An 18,660-nucleotide genomic window follows, 5' to 3' on the forward strand; every position below is an offset into this window, starting at 1 on the left:
GCAAGGATAGTGCATTTTTAGTCATGGGCCGAACTGGCGGGGCGCGCCTCAGCGTCTGCAGAAGGCGGCCAGCCGCTCGGGATCGGCAAAGTCCATCCTGCCGGCGACGATCGCCTCGACGGCGCCGCGGCTATTGACCAGATAATGCATCGGCGTCACGACCCCGCCCTGAGTCGTCTCGCCGTAAAAGGCGCGCGCGGCGCGGGCCTTGGTCGGATCGCTCCGGGCCGCGTCGCCCACCCGGTAGAATTTCCACGGCAGGCCGTAGCTCCGGAACTTGGCGAGGTCCCTTGGATAATCGCTGGCGCGCGCCGAGACGAAGACGACGTTCCAGCGCTGCGGGCAGGCCTTGGCGATGGCCTTGTAGCCCTGAATTTCAGCAAGGCAATTCGGGCACCAATGGGCCCAGAGCGAGACGAGCGTCGGCTTGCCGCTGGCCATCAAAGCCGACAGATCGAGCAGGGCGCCTCTTTCGTCGACGAGCTCCACCGCGCGGAGCGAGGCTTTCATTTCCTCTTCGCTCACCATGCGCGGGACCTGCATGCCGAGGATCTCGGCGCGGACCGCCGCCGGCGCGAGGGCCAGACACAGCAAGAGGATGAATATGCGCACCATATTGTTCTTCCTTGTCGTTTGGCCAAAGCGGCTGGTCGGGAGCGGGTCCTTGTCATCGCCCCCTTGAACTTCGCTCCCCCCGTTCCCAGATCGAAGCCAGCGCGGGCCGGAATGGACGCGCAAACAGGCGCGGCGCGTAACGCAGCGCGCCGCATGTCGCTTCATACGGAGGATATGTCATGCGTCACTTCGATCTTTCGCCTCTCTATCGTCAAACGGTCGGCTTCGATCGCCTCTTCAATCTTCTGGATCAGGCGAGCGGCGTCGACGGCGCCTCTTCCTATCCGCCCTACAACATTGAGCGGACTGGCGAAAACGCCTATCGGGTCACGCTTGCGGTCGCTGGCTTCTCGCGTGACGAGCTGACGATCGAGACCCGCGAAAACACCCTTTCGATCAAAGGCTCCAAGGAGCAGACCGCGCCCGCCGAGGGCCGCGAGATGCTGCACCAGGGCATCGCCGCCCGCGCCTTCGAGCGTCGCTTTCAGCTGGCGGACCATGTCGTCGTGACGGGCGCGAGCCTCGTCAACGGCTTGCTGCATGTCGACCTCGTGCGCGAAATCCCGGAGGCCCAGAAGCCCCGCCGCATCGAGATTGGCGGCGGCGTCGCGACCGCCAAGGTCGTGGAGTCCAAGGCCGCGTAATCTCTTAGAGAGCGCGAGGTCTTAGCGAGGCGCCCCTTTCGGGCGCCTCTTTTTTGTCTATTGCGCGCTCTTGGGCATGGCGACGCTCGCGGGCGTTTGTGCGCTTGCCGCCGGCGCCGTCGACGTCGACGGCGCCGAGGGCGTCACCGCAGTCGTTCCCTCCGCCTGTTTGGGCGGAACGATCGCCCGATGCGAGGAGCCGGTCGAGCGCGCCGCCACGGGGCGCGTCGGCGCGGCCTTCTGGGTCGTGGCCGGAGCGGCGGGCCTAGCCTCCGCTTTGGCCGCCTCGGCTGGTTTCTGCGGCGCTTCGTCCTGTGATTTTGTCGTCTGCCCGGGCGGCGGGGGCTGAATCTCAACGGGCTTCGCCACGTCTGCCGGCTTCGACGGCTCGGGGGGGTTCGCGGCCTCGAGAGGCTTTTCAGCCTCTAGCGGTTTAGCTGGCCCCGGCATCGCCCGATTCGGGCTCGGCGCGACCGCCTCGCTGCGTCCCGGCGGAGCCTTTTCAACCAGAGGCTGTGGGGCGGCGCGCGCGGCGCGGCGCGGCGTCTCGACGGCGCGCCCCTCGCGGGCCGGCGGCGGCCGCGATCCGTCAGCGGGCCCCAGTCGCTCTTCGTCCGAGCGTCGGCCCTCCGCGGCTGGCCCCAATCGCGTGGCGCGAACGATCTCGCCCTCGTACGGATCGATGATGAAGCGCGCTTCGCCCGCGCGCCGGCTCACGCCCGTCGCGACGATCTGATCCCCCCGACGCCCGAGCGGGCCGACGAGTTCATAGCCCGCGCCTGCGAGAATGCGCGCGACGGCGCGACGCGACCCATAGCGCGGCAGATCGTCCTCGTCCGGCGGGAAGTCATAGCGCCAGCTGTGGAAGTAGGGCCTAAAGAAGAATTGCGCGGTCGCCGCGTCGGCGACGCCGACGGCGAGGAGAAGTCCGAGCGCGAGCGGCTTGCGCCATTTCGGCCAGGCAGAAGACATGTGTTTGTTCCATGAGACGCGTCGCCCCCGCGCGTCAGGCCATCTTCTCCCCGATTGCGGCGAGGGTTGGACGCTTAGGCCGCAAATGTGCGTTTGGAACCGCCTCGATATTGGGCGGTTGCTTGTCACCGGGGCATAAATCTGGCAACAATCACGGGCGTCAATATGTCAGTGCTGCTGACCTTTTGACGCCGTTCGTCCTTCGCCTGCCGCCCGACTCCCTTTCCCGCCTGCCGAACGCGGCGGCTGGGGGCGAGCGGCCGACGACGCTGGGAGTCTGGCGCGCCTTTTGCCTGAGGGCGCGGCGGCCGGGCCGGGGCAGGCGCGAGAGAATTAAAGGCGGCCGAAGCGATTGGCCGGGCGCGAGCGGGGACTGGACGAAGCGCGTGGGCGCTTCTATCCGTCCTGGTCTTGCTCTATGCAGTTTGAAACGAAGATGTGACGGGACGCCGGCCGCTTGCGCGCCGCGCCGCGTCGGGGAGACGCCGCCATGACCAAGGTCGTTGATATGAAGGCCATGCAGGAGGCCCGGCAGCAGGAGGTCGCCCTTGGCCGAGATCCCGCGCTGCCCGCGGCGCAGGGCCTCTACGATCCGGCGCAGGAGCACGATTCCTGCGGCGTCGGCTTCGTCGCCAACATGCATAACCAGAAGACGCACGCCATCGTCGAGATGGGCCTGCAGATCTTGCTCAACCTCGACCATCGCGGCGCGGTCGGGGCGGACCCCAAGCTCGGCGACGGCTGCGGCATTCTCGTCCAGATCCCGCATGAGTTCTTCAAGGCGGAGTGCCGGAAGCTCGGATTCGATCTTCCCGCCCCCGGCGACTATGCGATTGGCCAGTTCTTCATGCCGCGCGACGCGGAAGCGCGCGCGCAAGCCAAAGCCATTCTCGAAGAGCAGATGCGCGACGAGGGCGTCGTCGTGCTCGGCTGGCGCGATCTTCCCGTCGATTCGAGCGACCTTGGCGACGCCGTTCGCGACGTCGAGCCGCATCACATCCAGCTTTTCATCGGCCGCGGGGCGGATGTGAAAGACTCGGACGATTTCGAGCGGCGCATCTATCTTGCGCGCAAGTCGTCCTCAAACGAGATCTACAAGCTCGAAGGCGGCCGCGAATTTTACTCCGTCTCGGTCTCGACGCGCACCATCGTCTACAAGGGCATGGTGCTGGTCTCCCAGCTCGGCAGCTATTTCCTCGACCTCAAGGACGAGCGCTTCGTCTCGGCGATCGCGCTCGTGCATCAGCGCTTTGCGACTAACACTTTCCCGTCGTGGCGGCTCGCTCACCCTTACCGCTTCGTCGCGCATAATGGCGAAATCAATACGCTGCGCGGCAATCTCAACTGGATGGCGGCGCGTCAGGCGGCGGTCTCCTCGCCGCTCTTTGGCGACAATATCAGCAAGCTCTGGCCGATCTCCTATGAGGGCCAGTCCGACACAGCCTGTTTCGACAATGCGCTCGAATTTCTGGTGCGCGGCGGCTATTCGCTCGCCCATGCGGTGATGATGCTGATTCCGGAGGCCTGGGCGGGCAATCCGCTGATGGACGAGGATCGTCGCGCCTTCTATGAGCACCACGCCGCGCTCATGGAGCCGTGGGACGGCCCCGCCGCCATGGCCTTCACCGACGGCCGCCAGATCGGCGCGACGCTCGACCGCAACGGCCTGCGTCCGGCGCGCTACCTCGTCACCGACGACGGTCTCGTGGTGATGGCGTCGGAAATGGGCGTGCTGCCGATACCGGAAGAGAAAATCGTCCAGAAGTGGCGCCTGCAGCCGGGCAAGATGCTGCTCGTTGATCTCGAGCAGGGCCGCATCATTTCCGACGACGAGATCAAGAAGGAGCTGTCGCTCTCCCATCCCTACAAGGAGTGGCTCGCGCGCACGCAGATCCAGCTCGAGGAGCTTAAGCCCGTCGAGTCGCGCCCGGCGCGCGCCGACGTCACGCTCCTCGATCGCCAGCAGGCCTTCGGCTACACCGAGGAAGACCTTTATCTCCTGATGTATCCCATGGCGGTCACCGGCCAGGAGGCCGTCGGCTCCATGGGCACGGACACGCCGGTGTCGCCGCTCTCCGACAAGGAGAAGCTGCTCTACACTTACTTCAAGCAAAACTTCGCGCAGGTGACCAATCCGCCGATCGACCCGATCCGCGAAGAGCTGGTCATGAGCCTTGTCTCCTTCATTGGCCCGCGCCCGAACATTCTCGATCACGAGGGCTCGGCCAATAAGAAGCGGCTCGAAGTGCGCCAGCCGATCCTGACCAACGAGGATTTGGAGAAGATCCGCTGGATCGGCATGGTCGAAGACAGCTTCGACACCAAGACGCTCGAAATCTCTTACGATTCGAGCAGGGGCGCGGCCGGCATGCGCGGCGCCATTCAGCGCCTGTGCCAGCGCGCGGAAGAAGCGGTCAGCGGCAAATACAACATCATCATTCTCTCGGATCGCATGGTCGGACCGGACCGCATTCCGATCCCCGCGCTGCTCGCGACGGCCGCCGTGCACCATCATCTGATCCGCAAGGGTCTGCGCACCTCGGTCGGCCTCGTCGTCGAGACCGGCGAGGCGCGCGAGGTGCATCACTTCGCCTGCCTCGCGGGCTTCGGCGCCGAGGCAATCAATCCCTATCTCGCCTTCGACACGCTCGAAGCGTCGGTTTCGGAGTTCCCCAAGGACGTCGACGCCGAGACGGCGATCAAGCGTTACATCAAGGCGGTGGGCAAGGGCCTCTTGAAGGTCATGTCCAAGATGGGCATTTCGACCTACCAGTCTTATTGCGGCGCGCAGATTTTCGACGCCGTGGGCCTCGCGCAGCTCTTCGTCGACGAATTCTTCACCGGCACGACGACCCGCGTCGAAGGCGTCGGCCTCGACGAGATCGCCAAGGAGTCGGTGCGACGCCACCGGCTCGCCTTCGGCGACGCGCCCGTCTATCGCGACGCGCTCGACGTCGGCGGCGACTACGCCTTCCGCATTCGCGGCGAGGCGCATAGCTGGACCCCGCAGACGGTGTCGCTGCTGCAGCACGCGGTGCGCGGCAATGCGCAGGAGCAATATCGCGCCTTCGCCAAGGCGCTCAACGAGCAGGACGAGCGCCTGCTGAACCTGCGCGGGCTGTTCCGCATCAAGGGCGCCGAGGAAGATGGCCGCAAGCCCGCGCCGCTCGACGAGGTCGAGCCCGCGAGCGAGATCGTCAAGCGCTTCGCAACGGGGGCCATGTCCTTCGGCTCGATCTCGCGCGAGGCCCACACGACGCTCGCCATCGCCATGAACCGCATCGGCGGCAAGTCGAATACGGGCGAGGGCGGCGAGGAGCCGGATCGCTTCAAGCCGCTGCCCAACGGCGACACCATGCGCTCCGCCATCAAGCAAGTGGCGTCGGGCCGCTTTGGCGTGACGACGGAGTATCTCGTCAACGCGGACATGATCCAGATCAAAATGGCGCAGGGCGCGAAGCCCGGCGAAGGCGGGCAGTTGCCGGGCGACAAGGTCGACGCGGTGATCGCCAAGGTGCGCCATTCGACGCCGGGCGTCGGCCTGATCTCGCCGCCGCCGCATCACGACATTTACTCGATCGAGGATTTGGCGCAGCTCATCTTCGATTTGAAGAACGTCAATCCGAAAGCCGCGATTTCGGTGAAGCTCGTCTCGGAAGTCGGGGTCGGCACGGTCGCGGCCGGCGTCTCCAAGGGCCGCGCCGATCATGTGACGATTTCGGGCTTCGAGGGCGGCACCGGCGCTTCGCCCCTGACCTCGATCAAGCACGCCGGCAGCCCGTGGGAGATCGGCCTCGCCGAGACGCATCAGACCCTGGTGCTCAACGGCCTGCGCTCGCGCATCGCGGTTCAGGTCGACGGCGGTCTGCGCACGGGCCGCGACGTGGTCGTCGGCGCCCTGCTCGGGGCGGACGAGTTCGGCTTCTCGACCGCGCCGCTGATTGCGGCCGGCTGCATCATGATGCGCAAGTGCCATCTCAACACGTGCCCGGTCGGCGTGGCGACGCAGGACCCCGTCCTGCGCAAGCGCTTCGTCGGCCAGCCGGAGCATGTCATCAACTACTTCTTCTTCGTCGCCGAGGAAGTGCGCGAGTTGATGGCCGAGATGGGCTTCCGCCGCTTCGACGAACTCGTCGGACAGATGCAGATGCTCGACAAGACGAAGGCCGTCGCCCATTGGAAGGCGCAGGGCCTCGACTTCTCGAAGCTGTTCCACAAGCCGGCGGGCGAGGGCCCCAAGATCCGTCATTCGCAATCGCAGGATCACGGCCTCGACAAGGCGCTCGACAACAAGCTCATTGCCGAGGCGCGTCCCGCGCTCGATCGCGGCGCGAAGGTTTCGATCGAGACGCCGATCAAGAACGTCGACCGCACGACGGGCGCGATGCTCTCCGGCGAAGTCGCGCGCATCTACGGCCACGCCGGCCTGCCGGAAGATACGATCAGCATACGCGCCACGGGCACGGCGGGGCAGAGCTTCGGCGCTTTCCTCGCGCGCGGCGTCACGCTCCAGCTCGAGGGCGAGGCCAACGACTATGTCGGCAAGGGTCTCTCCGGCGGCAAGCTGGTCGTCTATCCCTCGCGCAACGCCAGGCAGATCGATCCGTCGAACTCGATTATCGTCGGCAATACCGTGCTCTACGGCGCCATTGCGGGCGAGTGCTATTTCCGCGGCGTCGCGGGCGAGCGTTTTGCCGTGCGCAATTCGGGCGCCGTCGCCGTCGTCGAGGGCGTGGGCGACCATGGCTGCGAATATATGACCGGCGGCGTGGTGGTGGTGCTCGGGCAGACGGGCCGCAATTTCGCGGCCGGCATGTCCGGCGGCATCGCCTATGTCATCGACGAGGACGATACGTTCGCGACGCGCTGCAACCTCGCCATGGTCGATCTCGAACCCGTGGGCGCCGAGGAGACGGCGATGACCGAGACCTATCACCAGTCCGGCGATCTCGAGACGCATGGCAAGGTCGACATCCTCGCCGACATGACGCGTTTCGACGCCGAGCGCCTGCGCCAGCTCATCCAGAATCATCTGCGTTACACGGGCTCGACCCGCGCCCGCGACATTCTGGACAATTGGGCGGTCTATCGGCCGAAATTCCGCAAGGTCATGCCGATCGAATATCGCCGCGCGCTCACGGAAATGGCGGCGAAGAAGGCGCAGCCGAAACGTCTCGCGGCGGCCGGCGAATAGGACCGGCCGGCCCTTTCGGGCCAAAGCGGCGCGGAGCCGTCAAAAGCTTCGCGCCGAGCGTACGTCAGGCGGATCGCTTGACGGTTTGAAAAAACGTTGCGAAATCCCGCTGTGGCGGCGGTTGTCGACAGGCTGGCGGAATTCGCCTTTGAATCCGGCGGTGGGAACGGAGCACAGTTAAGTTCCGGTCATGGCCGGAGCCCGATGCGAAAGGTTGGGAAGCTACTCATGGGCAAGGTCACGGGCTTTCTCGAAATCGACCGTCAGGACCGCAAATACAAGCCGGCGGCCGACCGAATTCGCCATTACGACGAATTCGTCATCCCCCTTTCCGAAGAGGCCACCCGCAATCAGGCCTCGCGCTGCATGGATTGCGGCATCCCGTTCTGCCACAACGGCTGCCCGGTCAATAACCAGATCCCCGACTGGAACGACCTGGTCTATCACGGCGACTGGAGGAAGGCGCTCGCCAATCTCCATTCAACGAACAACTTTCCGGAATTTACCGGCCGCATCTGCCCCGCGCCTTGCGAAGCGTCCTGCACGCTGAACCTCCAGGACCAGCCGGTCACGATCAAGTCGATCGAATGCGCTATCGTCGACCGCGGCTTTGCTGAGGGCTGGGTCGTGCCCGAGCCGCCGAAGCGCAAGACCGGCCGCCGCGTCGCGGTCGTCGGCTCGGGCCCGGCGGGCCTCGCCGCCGCCCAGCAGCTCGCGCGCGCCGGCCATGACGTCCATGTCTTCGAAAAGGCGGCCAAGGCTGGCGGCCTGCTGCGCTACGGCATTCCCGACTTCAAGATGGAGAAGCATCTCGTCGACCGCCGCGTCGAGCAGATGGAGGCCGAAGGCGTCATCTTCCACTACAACGTCAATGTTGGCGTGGACGTGAATGTCCGCGAGCTCGTCGCGGGCCACGACGCCCTCGTTCTCGCAGGCGGCGCCGAGGCCCCCCGCGATCTGCCGATCCCCGGCCGCGAATTTCGGGGCGTGCATTTCGCCATGGACTTCCTCACGCAGCAGAACCGCCGCGTGTCCGGCGAGCCGCTGCCGACCAATGAGCCGATCCTGGCGACCGGCAAGCATGTCGTCGTGATCGGCGGCGGCGACACGGGTTCCGACTGCATCGGCACTTCGGTGCGCCATGGCGCGTTGTCGGTGACGCAGCTCGAAATCATGCCGCGTCCGCCGGAGAAGGAAAACAAGCTGCTCACCTGGCCGGATTGGCCGTTGAAGCTGCGCACCTCCTCGTCGCACGAAGAAGGGTCGGCCCGTGAATTCTCCGTGCTGACGAAGGAGTTCGTCGGCGAGGGCGGCGTCGTGAAGGGCCTGCGCTGCGTGCGCGTCGACGGCAAGATGCAGGAAGTTCCGGAGAGCTCCTTCACCATCCGCGCCGATCTCATCCTCCTCGCCATGGGCTTCGTGTCGCCGTTGCGCAAAGGACTGCTCGAGGGGGCGGGCGTGGATCTCGATAACCGCGGAAATGTCGCGGCCGACACCCGCGCTTATAAATCGTCGCGGGAAAAAGTGTTTGCGTGCGGAGACATGCGGCGCGGACAATCGCTCGTGGTGTGGGCCATTCGCGAGGGACGCCAATGCGCCCATGCGGTCGATCTTCACCTGATGGGCGAAACAAATCTGCCAAGGTGAGGAAAAATGATCAGCGAGAAGCTCAATCTCTGGTACTGCGACACTTTCGTCTCCCAGCCGTGGCAATTCTTCTTTCTGGTGCTGCCGCTCGTCGGCGCTTTTCTCTACGGGCGCGATAAGAAGAGACTCGGCTGGACCCTGATCGGGATATGGATCGCGGTGACAGTGTCCTTCTCGGCGCTGACCAATTTCGTGTTTAGCTGCAATCTGGATTGATTAGAGAAGAGAAAGCCCCTCACGCTGAGGCGCCTCCGCAGGCGGCGTCTCGAAGCACGAGGGGCCAACTCTCAAACAATCAGAGCACCACAACCGTCGTTCCGACCTTCACCCGGCTGAACAAGTCGCTCACGTCGTCATTGGTCATGCGGATGCAGCCCGAGGAGACGGCCTGTCCGATCGTCCAGGGCTCATTGGAGCCGTGGATGCGAAACATGGTGTCGCGCTCGCCGGAATAGAGATACATCGCGCGGGCGCCGAGCGGATTGTCCTGGCCGCCGGCCATGTGGCGCGGCAAATCGGGACGGCGCTTCAGCATTTCCTTCGGCGGCGTCCAATCCGGCCAGGATTCCTTGCGGCCGATGCGGACGCGGCCCTTCCAGGTGAAGCCCTCACGACCGACGCCAATGCCGTAGCGCATCGCCTCGCCATTGCCGAGCGAGAGATAGAGATAACGATTGGCCGTGTCGACCGTAATGACGCCGGCGCGCTCGCCCGTCGGATCGGCGATGCGCTCGCGGGTCGTCGCGGGATATTCGCGGCCCAGACGGGTTTCGTCCTGCATGTCTGCCGGTGCCGTCTGCTGAGGCTCGCCATAATAAGCAATCATGTTGCGCGCATCGGGCGCGGGTTCATTGTCGAAGAGCGCAAAGAAGCCGCGTCCGTCGGCCAACGACGGGGTCGAAAACGCGATCGCAACGAGCGAGAAAGCGGCAATCGAGAGAAAGCGACGAGCGCCTTTGGCAAAATGCGGCATCTTCATGGCTCCGAATATTCCTTGGCGGGAAATGCGTGAGCCTGACTGAGGGTTCCACTGGAAACCAGGCAACCTTCAAAATTTTTGCCCAAATGTCGACACAAGGGTTAATGGAAGGGCGCTATCATTGGGCTGGCGCCCTCCACGACGAGTCGTCGGCGCGATTGGGGCGCGACGGCTGATCGCCGCCGTCGACGAACACGTGCCGGGCGAGCGCCTGCGCATCGGCGCCCGAAGCGCCCGTTTTCGGCGCGGGGCGGGCCAGTTCGGCGCTCGCGGCCGCCGCCGATCCGCTCAACGTCTGAACCGGACCAATCGCGGGTCGCTCGGGGAGCGCGGGGGCGTTGGAAGCCGCCGGATTGACGGGAGACCGGAACACGATGGGCGCGCCGGGGGCCGGCGGCGCGGCGGGCGTTTCGGCGGGCGCCGTCGCCGTCGGCTGCTGTTCGGGCGCGACGGGGTGATTGCCCTCGTAGAGCTTCTTGATTTCATTCGCGACGAAATGCGCGACGCTCAGCGCGCCGGCGTCGGTGAGATGCACGCCGTCGGCCGTGCGCAGCTTCACGATCTGGCCGTTGATGTCCGGCCCGAAGGCGCTGAACTGGCCGCGCTCATCGGCGAGAGCCTCCCACAAATCGACAAAGACACCGCCGTCCTTTGTGACGGCGGCGCGATAAATGTCGTTGAGCTTCGCCATATCGGCCGAAAAGCTCTCATTCTTCATGATCGGCAGACCGACCCACACCACCGTGATCTTCTTCTCGCGAAACGGCGCCAGCATGGCGTCGACGCGCGCCTGATAGAGCTCCCGCCAGCGCGGCGAAAACGGCTCCTCGCTTTTGGTCCCGTCACGCAGCGACTGACGGTCGTTCGAGCCGATCATGATGACCGCGACATCGACCTTCTGCGGGCCGCTGGCGATGTCCTTGGCGGCTTTCGGCCAGTCGAAATAATCCTCGCGCACCAGCCCGGAATTTTCCTTGGCCTTTTTCTCGACGCCGATTTCCGGCTTGTCGGCGAAGGTCTCCTCGAGCCCATTGCCGAGCAGCACGCCGAAACTGTCGCCCATCACGGCGACGAAATAATTTGCCGCGAGGTCGGGCTTCTCCGGCGCCGCCGAGTCCGTCGGCTCGCCGCGCTTGGAGCGCTTCGCGGCGCGGCTGGCGTCGCCGCTGCGCCAATAGGTCGGCGGGCGGTTTTCCTGATGCGGCATGATGCGCCGCACGCGCGGCTGCTCAGTGGCGCGGGACGGCGCCGCGCGCCTCGGCCCGCCGAAAATGCCTTCGAAGAAATCGGAGAAGGGGTCTTGCGCATGGGCGCTCGGCGCGGCCGCGAGAACGGCGGCGAGCGCGATCGCCGCAATCGCCAAGAGGCGCGAAAGAACGGCTCTTGCTCTGAAATTCTTCGCCATGGCCACACTATAAGGGCGTGGCGGTTCGTCGTGCAAATCGCGACTTGACGCGGAGGGAGGCTTCGGGGCCCAATCCCGCTCCGAGTCGGGTGCGGGAAGGAAAGCATGCGAAACTTCGCTTTGGGACGCGTCGCCGTGGGTCTCGTCGTTTCGGCCCTTGCCTGCGGCGGCGCCGCGGCCGCTGGGATCGTCACCTATGGCGAGCAGGACCGCCCGCTTGCCGAAGAGCGCTACCCGCCCTTTAGAAGCGCGCTGCCGGCCTGCAACGACCCGGGCGTGCTGGCCGAGATTTCCTGGAGCTTCAAGGGACGCGAGTGGGAGTATTGGGGGTCGGGCCTCGAAATCGATTCGTTCTACCCCCCGTTCGAATACGGCTATCGCACCGATGGTTTGAGCTACATTCCGCGCCGTTATTGTCAGGCGGACGCGCTGTTCAACGACGGCCTGCGCCGTCGCGTGGTCTATAATATTGCGGAGGCGCTCGGCTTCATCGGCATTGGCTCGGGCGTGACATGGTGCATCGTCGGACTTGACCGCAACCATGCGTTCAGTCCGAATTGCCGCGCGGCCGGACCTTGATCTGGGCCGCCGCCGCAGCCCAGAGGTCTCTCATGTTTGGTTTCAACGCCGCCGCCCTCGCGCGCGCTTTGCCGCTCGTCGCCGCTCTATGGGGGTCCGCCCTCGCAGTCCCCGCTCAGGCGAAGGATGCGGACTGTATTCTCGATCGCTGCGCCGATCGCTTGGGCCCCAAGGCGCCAAGCGAGACGCCCGCGCCCGAGCCCGAGAAGGCCGACGCCGGCTTTCGCGGCGGCGCGCCCGCGCGGGACTTCGACTTCTATGTTCTGGCGTTGAGCTGGTCGCCGGGGTTCTGCGAGCATGTCGGCGGCGCGCATGACCAGTGCGAACCGGGAAAGGGGCAGGGCTTCGTTGTGCACGGCCTCTGGCCTCAATATGAGCAGGGCTATCCGAGCGATTGTCCCGGGCCGCGCTCGCCCTCGCGTATTGCGCTCGAGCGCGCCAATGGCGTCTTTCCCGACGAACGGCTGGCGCGTTACGAATGGCGCAAGCATGGGACCTGTTCAGGCAAGAGCCCCAGCGACTTCTTCGCCGACGTCGCCCGCGCGCGCGAGGCGGTGACGATCCCGCAGCCCTTCGTCAAGCCGACGCGCGACCAGACCTTCACGCCCATCGACGTGGAGCGCGCCTTCTACGACGCCAATCCGCGCCTGCGGCCGGGCATGATGGCGGTCGCCTGCCGACGTGACGTGCTGGAGGGCGTGCGCATCTGCCTCTCCAAGGATCTGCGTGAGTTTCGCGCCTGTCCAGACGTCGTCCGCCGTGGCTGCCGTCAGCGGGAGATCGCGGCGCCCGCGCCGTTGTAACGCATGAACTACCGACACGGCTTCCACGCCGGCAATTTTGCGGATGTCTTCAAGCACGCATTGCTGGCGCGGCTGCTCCTGTATCTGACGCGGAAGGACGCCCCGTTTCGCGTCATCGACACGCATGCCGGCGAAGGCGCTTACGATCTTGCCGCCGAGGAAGCCGAGCGCACGCTCGAATGGCGCGACGGCGTCGGGCGCCTCGCCGATCTTTCCGCCGCCGATGACGAGACGCGCGATCTGCTCGCGCCCTATCTCGCGTGTCTCGGCGCCTTCGACGCCGATGGGCGACCCGCGCTTTATCCCGGCTCGCCGCTGATCGCCGCGCGGCTGATGCGCCCGCAGGATCGCGCCATTTTCTGCGAACTCCGCCCGGACGCCTTCGGGGCGCTGCGCTATCGCTTCGGTCGCGACGCGCGCGTCAAGACGATTCATATCGACGGCTATACCGGCCTTTCCGCCTATGTGCCTCCGAAAGAGCGGCGCGGCCTCGTCCTCATCGATCCGCCCTTCGAGCGCACGGACGAATTTGCGGCGATGTTTTCAGCCTTTCTCGCGGCCTATCAAAAATGGCCGACGGGCGTTTACGCGCTGTGGCATCCCTCGAAGGACGCACAGGGCGAGCGCGACTTCCTCGACGGCTTCAAGCGCGAGGGCGTGAAGCGCGCCTTGCGCCTGTCGCTCGCCGTGGCCGGCGGCGGCGAGGGCTTGCGCCGCACGGGGCTGGTCGTCGTCAATCCGCCTTTCGTCTTCGAGGACGAGGCGCGCCGCATCCTGGCGTATCTGGCGCCGAAATTGGCGCAAGGCCCCGGCGCGGGCTTTGACCTGGAGCGGCTCACGGGGGCATAGGGGCGTTATCGGCGGCAGCCGTCCCGCCCCGGCTGATTGACAGTGGAACGCTCACCGACGAAAGACAAAAGCTTATGATGATCCTTCGCTACTCCGCCGCCTCCCCCTATGCGCGCAAGATCCGTATCGCCGCGGAGCTTCTGGGGCTCTCGTCACGCATCGAGGTTGTCGCGGCGAGCACCACGGACCCGAACGATTCGCTGCGTCAGCAAAACCCGCTCGGCAAAATTCCGACGCTGCTGCTCGAGGATGGAACGGCGCTCTATGACAGCCGCGTGATCGTGGATTATCTCGATTACCTCGGCGGTCATCAGCTGATCCCCGCCGATCCGCTTCGCCGCTTCGACGTTTTGCGGCTTCAGGCGCTCGGCGACGGGATCAATGATGCGGCGCTGCTCATTCGCTATGAGACGGCGACGCGCCCGGCCGCCCTGCGCGACCAGGACGCGATCGATCTGCAGCAGGGCAAGATCGACCGCGCGCTCGCCGCGCTCGAGGCCGCGCCCCCGGAGGGGACCGTCAACGTGGGCCAGATCGCCGTCGCCTGCGCGCTCGGCTATCTCGATCTGCGCTTCGAGGGCGCCTGGCGCGCGACGCATCCGAAGCTCGTCGCCTGGCTTTCGGACTTCGAGACAAACACGCCCGCCTTCGAGGCGACCAAAGCGTAAGCCTGTCTTACGCCTTGCCGGCAATTTCGGCCGGGGGCGCCCAGCCGCCGGCCTGTGCGAGCGCAGAGCCGCTCGCGCCCGGAATTCGCAGACGCTGGCCGGGGTAGATCTTGTCGGGATGTTTGAGCAACGGCTTGTTGGCTTCGAAGATCTCTTCGTAGCGCGCGCCATCGCCGTAATGGGCTTCGGCGATCTTCCACAAGGTGTCGCCGGCGACGACGACATGTATGCCAGATGGCTGCGTCGGATCGTGGTCGGGGGCGATGAGATTGTTCTCGACCTTGGCCACGCCCTTGCTATTGCCCACCGCCAAAACAATCTTTTCGAGCTCGGCGCGGGAGTTGACCGCGCCGTTCAGAGTCACCGTGTCGCCGTTGACCTCGATGTCCACGCCCGAGACGTCAAAGCCGTAGCCCTGCAGCTCCTTTGCGAGCGCGTCGGCCGGGGCCGCCGCATTGTCGGTCGCGCCGGCGACCGCGGGCGCAGCTTTGCTTTTGCCGGTGAAAAAGTCGAAGATGCCCATGAAAACTCTCCTCTGACAAAACCGGATTTTTGCCCCCGCCGACCTAATCTAGGCGCTGCCGCTCAGCTTAACACCCGTGCGCGCGGATTTTTCGACGGGTGAAGAGCTTAGAGGCGTTATATGCGGCGCTGGGCCGGCCTTCGTTGACGCTGAGCGCGCATCGTGAGAAGCGGCCCGACCCGAGAGGAGAGCGGCGATGAGCGAGAGTAAGGAGACGCCCGGCGGGCCGGCGCTGGTGACGGGGGCGGCGCGGCGCATCGGCCTCGCCATCGCCGGGCGTCTCGCGCGCGAGGGGCGACCCGTCGTGCTGCATTCTTCACGCCGCTCGGCCGACGAGGCGGAGCTTGCGGCGGAAGCGATCCGCGCGCGCGGCGGCGAAGCTGTCGTCGCCGTCGCCGATCTCGCCGACGCCGTGGAGACGCAGCGTCTCATCGGCTTTGCCGCACGCGCCTTCGGGCCGCCGACGCTTCTCGTCAATAACGCGTCCATCTTCGAGGTCGACGAGGCGCATGACTTCTCGCTCGACAGCTACGAACGGCACATGGCAATCAATCTCCGCGCGCCGCTGCTGCTCGCCCGCGATTTCGCCGCGCAACTTCCGAGGGACGTGGAAGGCGCCGTCGTCAATATGATCGACCAGCGGGTCTGGCGCCTGACGCCGCGTTATTTCAGCTATACCCTCGCCAAGTCCGCGCTGTGGACGGCGACGCGCACAATGGCTCAGGCCTATGCGCCGAGAATCCGAGTCAACGCCGTGGGGCCGGGGCCGGTGTTTCCGAACGAAGCGCTGGGCGACCGCGAGTTCGAGATCGAAGCCAGCGGCGTGCCGCTCGGCCATGCCGCGGATGTCTCGGGGGTGGTGGACGCGGTGATCTTTCTCTCAAAAGCGAAGAGCGTCACCGGCCAGATGATCGCGGTCGACAGCGGCCAGCATCTCGCCTGGCGGACGCCGGATGTGGCGCCCGAATAGGACGGCCCACGTAAACGCTTCGCAAACCATAAGGGAATAAAGCTTTCGTCAGTTGCGGTCCGCTCCCCGCGGGGCTACAGCCTGCGGGCGTTCAAGACGGCGCGTTGCGCCAAGGAGTGTGCATGCGCGTTCTGGGCATCGAAACCACCTGCGACGAGACGGCCGTCGCCGTCGTGTCGGATCGCTTGGGCGGGGACGGCGGCGACATTCTCTCCAACGAGGTGCTGAGCCAGATCGCCCAGCACGCCGCCTATGGCGGCGTGGTGCCGGAAATCGCGGCCCGCGCCCATATCGACTCGCTCGACCGTCTCATCGTCCGCGCCCTCGCCAACGCCAAGGTCGACCTCAAGGACATTGACGCCATCGCCGCCGCGGCGGGGCCAGGCCTCATTGGCGGAGTGCTGGTGGGATTGACCGCCGCCAAGGGGCTGGCGCTTGCTCTCGGCAAGCCCTTCATCGCCGTGAACCACCTCGAGGCGCACGCGCTCACCGCGCGGCTGACCGACCATCTTGAATTTCCCTTTATCGCCCTCCTGGTCTCCGGCGGGCACACGCAGCTCGTCGCCGTGCGCGGCGTCGGAGACTATCGCCGCCTCGGCTCGACGGTCGACGACGCGGCGGGCGAAGCTTTTGACAAGGTGGCGAAAATGCTCGGGCTGCCCTATCCCGGCGGCCCGCAGATTGAGGACCTCGCCCAGGAAGGCGATTCCCATCGCTTTGATTTCCCCCGTCCAATGGTCGGGCGCGGCGGCGCGGATTTCTCGCTCTCCGGACTCAAGACGGCGGTGCGGCAGGAAGTCCTCAAGATCCAGACCTTGACCGAGCAGGACAAGAAAGACCTGGCCGCCTCCTTCCAGGCCGCCATCGTCGACGTCATCGTCGACCGCGTGCGCGGCGGCATTCGCCTGTTCAGCCAAAGCGAGGGACGCCCGAGCGGACTCGTGATCGGCGGCGGCGTCGGGGCCAATGGCGCGATCCGCCGCGCGCTCACGCGTCTTTGCGCCGAAAGCGGCCTGCGATTCATCTCGCCGCCCGCCAATCTCTGTTCCGATAATGGCGCGATCATCGCCTGGGCGGGGCTCGAGCGTCTGAAATGCGGCTACACCAGCGATCTCGGCTTCGCCCCGCGGCCGCGCTGGCCGCTCGACGCCGTCGCCAGCGGAGCCCATCACGGCAAGGCCTGACCCTTGCGGCGAACCTTCCTCGCGGCGCTTGCTGCGCTGACGCTGACCCCAGAGCCGCAGGCGGCGGGTCCGCTCTCGCAGGAGCCGCTCGTCGCGGGGCTGCATATTTTCTATGGCCCCGGTGAGGACTTCGAGTCGGTGGACGCCCGCCTCATCAATGGCGCGCGGCGTTCGCTCGACATGGCCGCCTATGTGCTCACCGACCGCGCGCTTGTCGCGGCCCTCGGCCGCGCCGCCATGCGCGGCGTGAAAGTCAGGGTCTATCTCGACGGCGAGGAGCTCAACCGATCGGCGGCGATCCTCGACATCGCCGACGCGCCCAATCTCGACGTGCGCCGCAAGGGGCGGGGGCGCGATCTGATGCATCTCAAGAGCTATCAGGTCGACGGCCGCGTTTTGCGCAGCGGCTCGGCGAACTTCTCGGTCTCGGGCGAAGTTCATCAGGACAACGACCTCATCGTGGTCGAAAGCCCGCAGGCGGCGGCGCGCTTTCGCGAGGCGTTCGAGCGACTCTGGTCGCGTCCCGACAATCAGAAGCTCGGCTTGCGCTGACCGTCTTTGAGGCGCGACATGGGCTCGCTATAGAGAGCCGAGGGCGCCTCGCACATTCAATGCGCCGCTTTTTGGACTGGAATCATGACGCGCGACAGCATTGCAGTTCTCGGCGCCGGGGCGTGGGGCGTGGCGCTCGCCAACGTGGCCGCCCAGGGCCGCACCCGCGTGCCGCTCTGGGCGCATGACGCCGCTCATGTGGCGGCGCTGGAGCAACATCGCGAAAATCGCCGGCACTTGCCGGGTCTGCCGCTCGCTTGCGCGGTCACGCCGACCGCCGATCTCGCTTGCATTCGCGGCGCGGAAATCGTGCTCGCCGTCGTGCCGGCGCAGGCGATGCGCGATGTGGCGCGGGCGGCGCGGCCGCATCTCGCCGACGGCGCCGCCTTCGTCATCTGCGCCAAGGGCATCGAGCGCGATCGACGCCGCTTCATGAGCGAGGTCGTGGCGGAGGAGCTGCCGCAAGCGAAGCCCGCCGTTCTCTCGGGTCCGAGCTTCGCCGCCGACGTCTGCAAGGGCCTGCCGACCGCCGTGACGCTCGCGGCGCAGGAAGAGTCGCTGGCGCAGCGCCTCTGCGAGGCGCTCTCGACCAAGACCTTCCGTCCTTATCGCTCGACCGACCTGCTCGGCGTCGAAATCGGCGGCGCCGCCAAGAATGTCTTCGCCATCGCCGCCGGCATGGCCTCCGGGCGCGAGCTCGGCGCGAGCGCGCAGGCCGCGTTGATCGCCCGCAGTTTCGCCGAATTGACGCGCCTCGGCCGGGCGCTCGGCGCGCGCAGCGAGACGCTGATGGGCCTCTCCGGCCTCGGCGATCTCGTGCTCACCTGCGGTTCGGCGCAGTCGCGCAATTTCGCCTTCGGCCAGCGGCTCGGGCGCGGCGCGGCCGCCAAGGACGCCAGTGGCGGCAAGCTCACGGAAGGCGCCTTCACCGCGCATGTGCTCGTCGAAATGGCCAAGGCCGCGGGCGTCGAAATGCCGATCGCAGAAGCGGTGGACGACATCCTTGCGGCGCGGCTCAGCGTCGACGCCGCCATCGACGCGCTGCTCATGCGCCCGCTCAAGGCGGAGAGTTAGAA

17 protein-coding genes are annotated in these 18,660 nt (G+C 66.2%); 12 read left to right on the forward strand and 5 right to left on the reverse strand.

The annotated features are described in order from the left end of the window. Positions 1-48: 48 nt before the first annotated feature. A complete protein-coding gene (locus tag RVU70_RS16255; RefSeq protein WP_363348133.1) occupies positions 49-615 on the reverse strand; it encodes a TlpA disulfide reductase family protein in 567 nt (188 codons plus the stop codon). 179 nt (positions 616-794) lie between these two features. On the opposite strand from RVU70_RS16255, the gene RVU70_RS16260 reads away from it, so the two are divergent. Further along, positions 795-1,259, forward strand: coding sequence for an Hsp20 family protein (locus RVU70_RS16260; RefSeq protein WP_363348135.1), 465 nt, complete (start codon positions 795-797; stop codon positions 1,257-1,259). A gap of 57 nt (positions 1,260-1,316) precedes the next feature. On the opposite strand, the gene RVU70_RS16265 is transcribed toward RVU70_RS16260, so the two are convergent. Then, the gene (locus tag RVU70_RS16265; protein WP_363348137.1) at positions 1,317-2,231 is read right to left on the reverse strand and encodes a hypothetical protein; all 915 of its coding nucleotides are present in this window, start codon (positions 2,229-2,231) and stop codon (positions 1,317-1,319) included. A 508-nt stretch (positions 2,232-2,739) separates the two neighbouring features. Between RVU70_RS16265 and gltB the strand changes: the two genes are divergently transcribed. From gltB to RVU70_RS16280, 3 genes are all read left to right on the forward strand, one after another. Continuing rightward, positions 2,740-7,425, forward strand: coding sequence for a glutamate synthase large subunit (gltB, locus tag RVU70_RS16270; protein ID WP_363351373.1), 4,686 nt, complete (start codon positions 2,740-2,742; stop codon positions 7,423-7,425). 228 nt (positions 7,426-7,653) lie between these two features. Beyond that, positions 7,654-9,072, forward strand: coding sequence for a glutamate synthase subunit beta (locus tag RVU70_RS16275; protein WP_363348139.1), 1,419 nt, complete (start codon positions 7,654-7,656; stop codon positions 9,070-9,072). A gap of 6 nt (positions 9,073-9,078) precedes the next feature. Next, positions 9,079-9,288, forward strand: a complete 210-nt coding sequence (locus RVU70_RS16280) for a hypothetical protein (protein WP_363348141.1) — start codon at positions 9,079-9,081, stop codon at positions 9,286-9,288. A 79-nt stretch (positions 9,289-9,367) separates the two neighbouring features. Here RVU70_RS16280 and RVU70_RS16285 read toward each other — a convergent pair whose 3' ends face one another. Both RVU70_RS16285 and RVU70_RS16290 read right to left on the reverse strand, forming a co-directional pair. Next, on the reverse strand, positions 9,368-10,045 hold the full coding sequence (locus RVU70_RS16285) for a L,D-transpeptidase (RefSeq protein ID WP_363348143.1): 678 nt from the start codon (positions 10,043-10,045) through the stop codon (positions 9,368-9,370). 124 nt (positions 10,046-10,169) lie between these two features. After that, a complete protein-coding gene (locus tag RVU70_RS16290) occupies positions 10,170-11,456 on the reverse strand; it encodes an SGNH family hydrolase (RefSeq protein WP_363348145.1) in 1,287 nt (428 codons plus the stop codon). Between the two features lie 105 nt (positions 11,457-11,561). On the opposite strand from RVU70_RS16290, the gene RVU70_RS16295 reads away from it, so the two are divergent. The 4 genes from RVU70_RS16295 (at position 11,562) to RVU70_RS16310 (ending at position 14,355) form a co-directional block, all read left to right on the forward strand. Then, positions 11,562-12,035, forward strand: a complete 474-nt coding sequence (locus RVU70_RS16295) for a hypothetical protein (protein ID WP_363348147.1) — start codon at positions 11,562-11,564, stop codon at positions 12,033-12,035. A 32-nt stretch (positions 12,036-12,067) separates the two neighbouring features. Further along, positions 12,068-12,838, forward strand: coding sequence for a ribonuclease T2 (locus tag RVU70_RS16300; RefSeq protein WP_363348149.1), 771 nt, complete (start codon positions 12,068-12,070; stop codon positions 12,836-12,838). A 3-nt stretch (positions 12,839-12,841) separates the two neighbouring features. Further along, a complete protein-coding gene (locus RVU70_RS16305; protein ID WP_363348151.1) occupies positions 12,842-13,687 on the forward strand; it encodes a 23S rRNA (adenine(2030)-N(6))-methyltransferase RlmJ in 846 nt (281 codons plus the stop codon). Between the two features lie 74 nt (positions 13,688-13,761). Then, on the forward strand, positions 13,762-14,355 hold the full coding sequence (locus RVU70_RS16310) for a glutathione S-transferase N-terminal domain-containing protein (RefSeq protein WP_363348153.1): 594 nt from the start codon (positions 13,762-13,764) through the stop codon (positions 14,353-14,355). A gap of 7 nt (positions 14,356-14,362) precedes the next feature. Here RVU70_RS16310 and lysM read toward each other — a convergent pair whose 3' ends face one another. Then, on the reverse strand, positions 14,363-14,878 hold the full coding sequence (lysM, locus tag RVU70_RS16315) for a peptidoglycan-binding protein LysM (protein WP_363348155.1): 516 nt from the start codon (positions 14,876-14,878) through the stop codon (positions 14,363-14,365). Positions 14,879-15,074: 196 nt separating this feature from the next. On the opposite strand from lysM, the gene RVU70_RS16320 reads away from it, so the two are divergent. From RVU70_RS16320 to RVU70_RS16335, 4 genes are all read left to right on the forward strand, one after another. Continuing rightward, positions 15,075-15,848, forward strand: coding sequence for an SDR family oxidoreductase (locus tag RVU70_RS16320; protein WP_363348157.1), 774 nt, complete (start codon positions 15,075-15,077; stop codon positions 15,846-15,848). Positions 15,849-15,970: 122 nt separating this feature from the next. Further along, complete coding sequence (tsaD, locus tag RVU70_RS16325) at positions 15,971-17,032, forward strand: tRNA (adenosine(37)-N6)-threonylcarbamoyltransferase complex transferase subunit TsaD (protein WP_363348159.1); 1,062 nt, start codon at positions 15,971-15,973, stop codon at positions 17,030-17,032. A gap of 3 nt (positions 17,033-17,035) precedes the next feature. Then, positions 17,036-17,584 carry a phospholipase D-like domain-containing protein gene (locus RVU70_RS16330; RefSeq protein WP_363348161.1) on the forward strand — a complete coding sequence of 183 codons (549 nt, stop codon included), beginning with the start codon at positions 17,036-17,038 and terminating at the stop codon, positions 17,582-17,584. 84 nt (positions 17,585-17,668) lie between these two features. After that, positions 17,669-18,658, forward strand: a complete 990-nt coding sequence (locus RVU70_RS16335) for an NAD(P)H-dependent glycerol-3-phosphate dehydrogenase (RefSeq protein ID WP_363348163.1) — start codon at positions 17,669-17,671, stop codon at positions 18,656-18,658. Positions 18,659-18,660 lie beyond the last annotated feature (2 nt).

The organism is Methylocystis echinoides, from assembly GCF_040687965.1.
Taxonomy (GTDB): domain Bacteria; phylum Pseudomonadota; class Alphaproteobacteria; order Rhizobiales; family Beijerinckiaceae; genus Methylocystis; species Methylocystis echinoides_A.

Bases quoted from the DNA above. Each gene is read 5' to 3' on its own strand.
- RVU70_RS16255 (WP_363348133.1), bottom strand. From the start codon at position 615: ATGGTGCGCATATTCATCCTCTTGCTGTGTCTGGCCCTCGCGCCGGCG.
- RVU70_RS16260 (WP_363348135.1), top strand. From the start codon at position 795: ATGCGTCACTTCGATCTTTCGCCTCTCTATCGTCAAACGGTCGGCTTC.
- RVU70_RS16265 (WP_363348137.1), bottom strand. From the start codon at position 2,231: ATGTCTTCTGCCTGGCCGAAATGGCGCAAGCCGCTCGCGCTCGGACTT.
- gltB (WP_363351373.1), top strand. From the start codon at position 2,740: ATGAAGGCCATGCAGGAGGCCCGGCAGCAGGAGGTCGCCCTTGGCCGA.
- RVU70_RS16275 (WP_363348139.1), top strand. From the start codon at position 7,654: ATGGGCAAGGTCACGGGCTTTCTCGAAATCGACCGTCAGGACCGCAAA.
- RVU70_RS16280 (WP_363348141.1), top strand. From the start codon at position 9,079: ATGATCAGCGAGAAGCTCAATCTCTGGTACTGCGACACTTTCGTCTCC.
- RVU70_RS16285 (WP_363348143.1), bottom strand. From the start codon at position 10,045: ATGCCGCATTTTGCCAAAGGCGCTCGTCGCTTTCTCTCGATTGCCGCT.
- RVU70_RS16290 (WP_363348145.1), bottom strand. From the start codon at position 11,456: ATGGCGAAGAATTTCAGAGCAAGAGCCGTTCTTTCGCGCCTCTTGGCG.
- RVU70_RS16295 (WP_363348147.1), top strand. From the start codon at position 11,562: ATGCGAAACTTCGCTTTGGGACGCGTCGCCGTGGGTCTCGTCGTTTCG.
- RVU70_RS16300 (WP_363348149.1), top strand. From the start codon at position 12,068: ATGTTTGGTTTCAACGCCGCCGCCCTCGCGCGCGCTTTGCCGCTCGTC.
- RVU70_RS16305 (WP_363348151.1), top strand. From the start codon at position 12,842: ATGAACTACCGACACGGCTTCCACGCCGGCAATTTTGCGGATGTCTTC.
- RVU70_RS16310 (WP_363348153.1), top strand. From the start codon at position 13,762: ATGATGATCCTTCGCTACTCCGCCGCCTCCCCCTATGCGCGCAAGATC.
- lysM (WP_363348155.1), bottom strand. From the start codon at position 14,878: ATGGGCATCTTCGACTTTTTCACCGGCAAAAGCAAAGCTGCGCCCGCG.
- RVU70_RS16320 (WP_363348157.1), top strand. From the start codon at position 15,075: ATGAGCGAGAGTAAGGAGACGCCCGGCGGGCCGGCGCTGGTGACGGGG.
- tsaD (WP_363348159.1), top strand. From the start codon at position 15,971: ATGCGCGTTCTGGGCATCGAAACCACCTGCGACGAGACGGCCGTCGCC.
- RVU70_RS16335 (WP_363348163.1), top strand. From the start codon at position 17,669: ATGACGCGCGACAGCATTGCAGTTCTCGGCGCCGGGGCGTGGGGCGTG.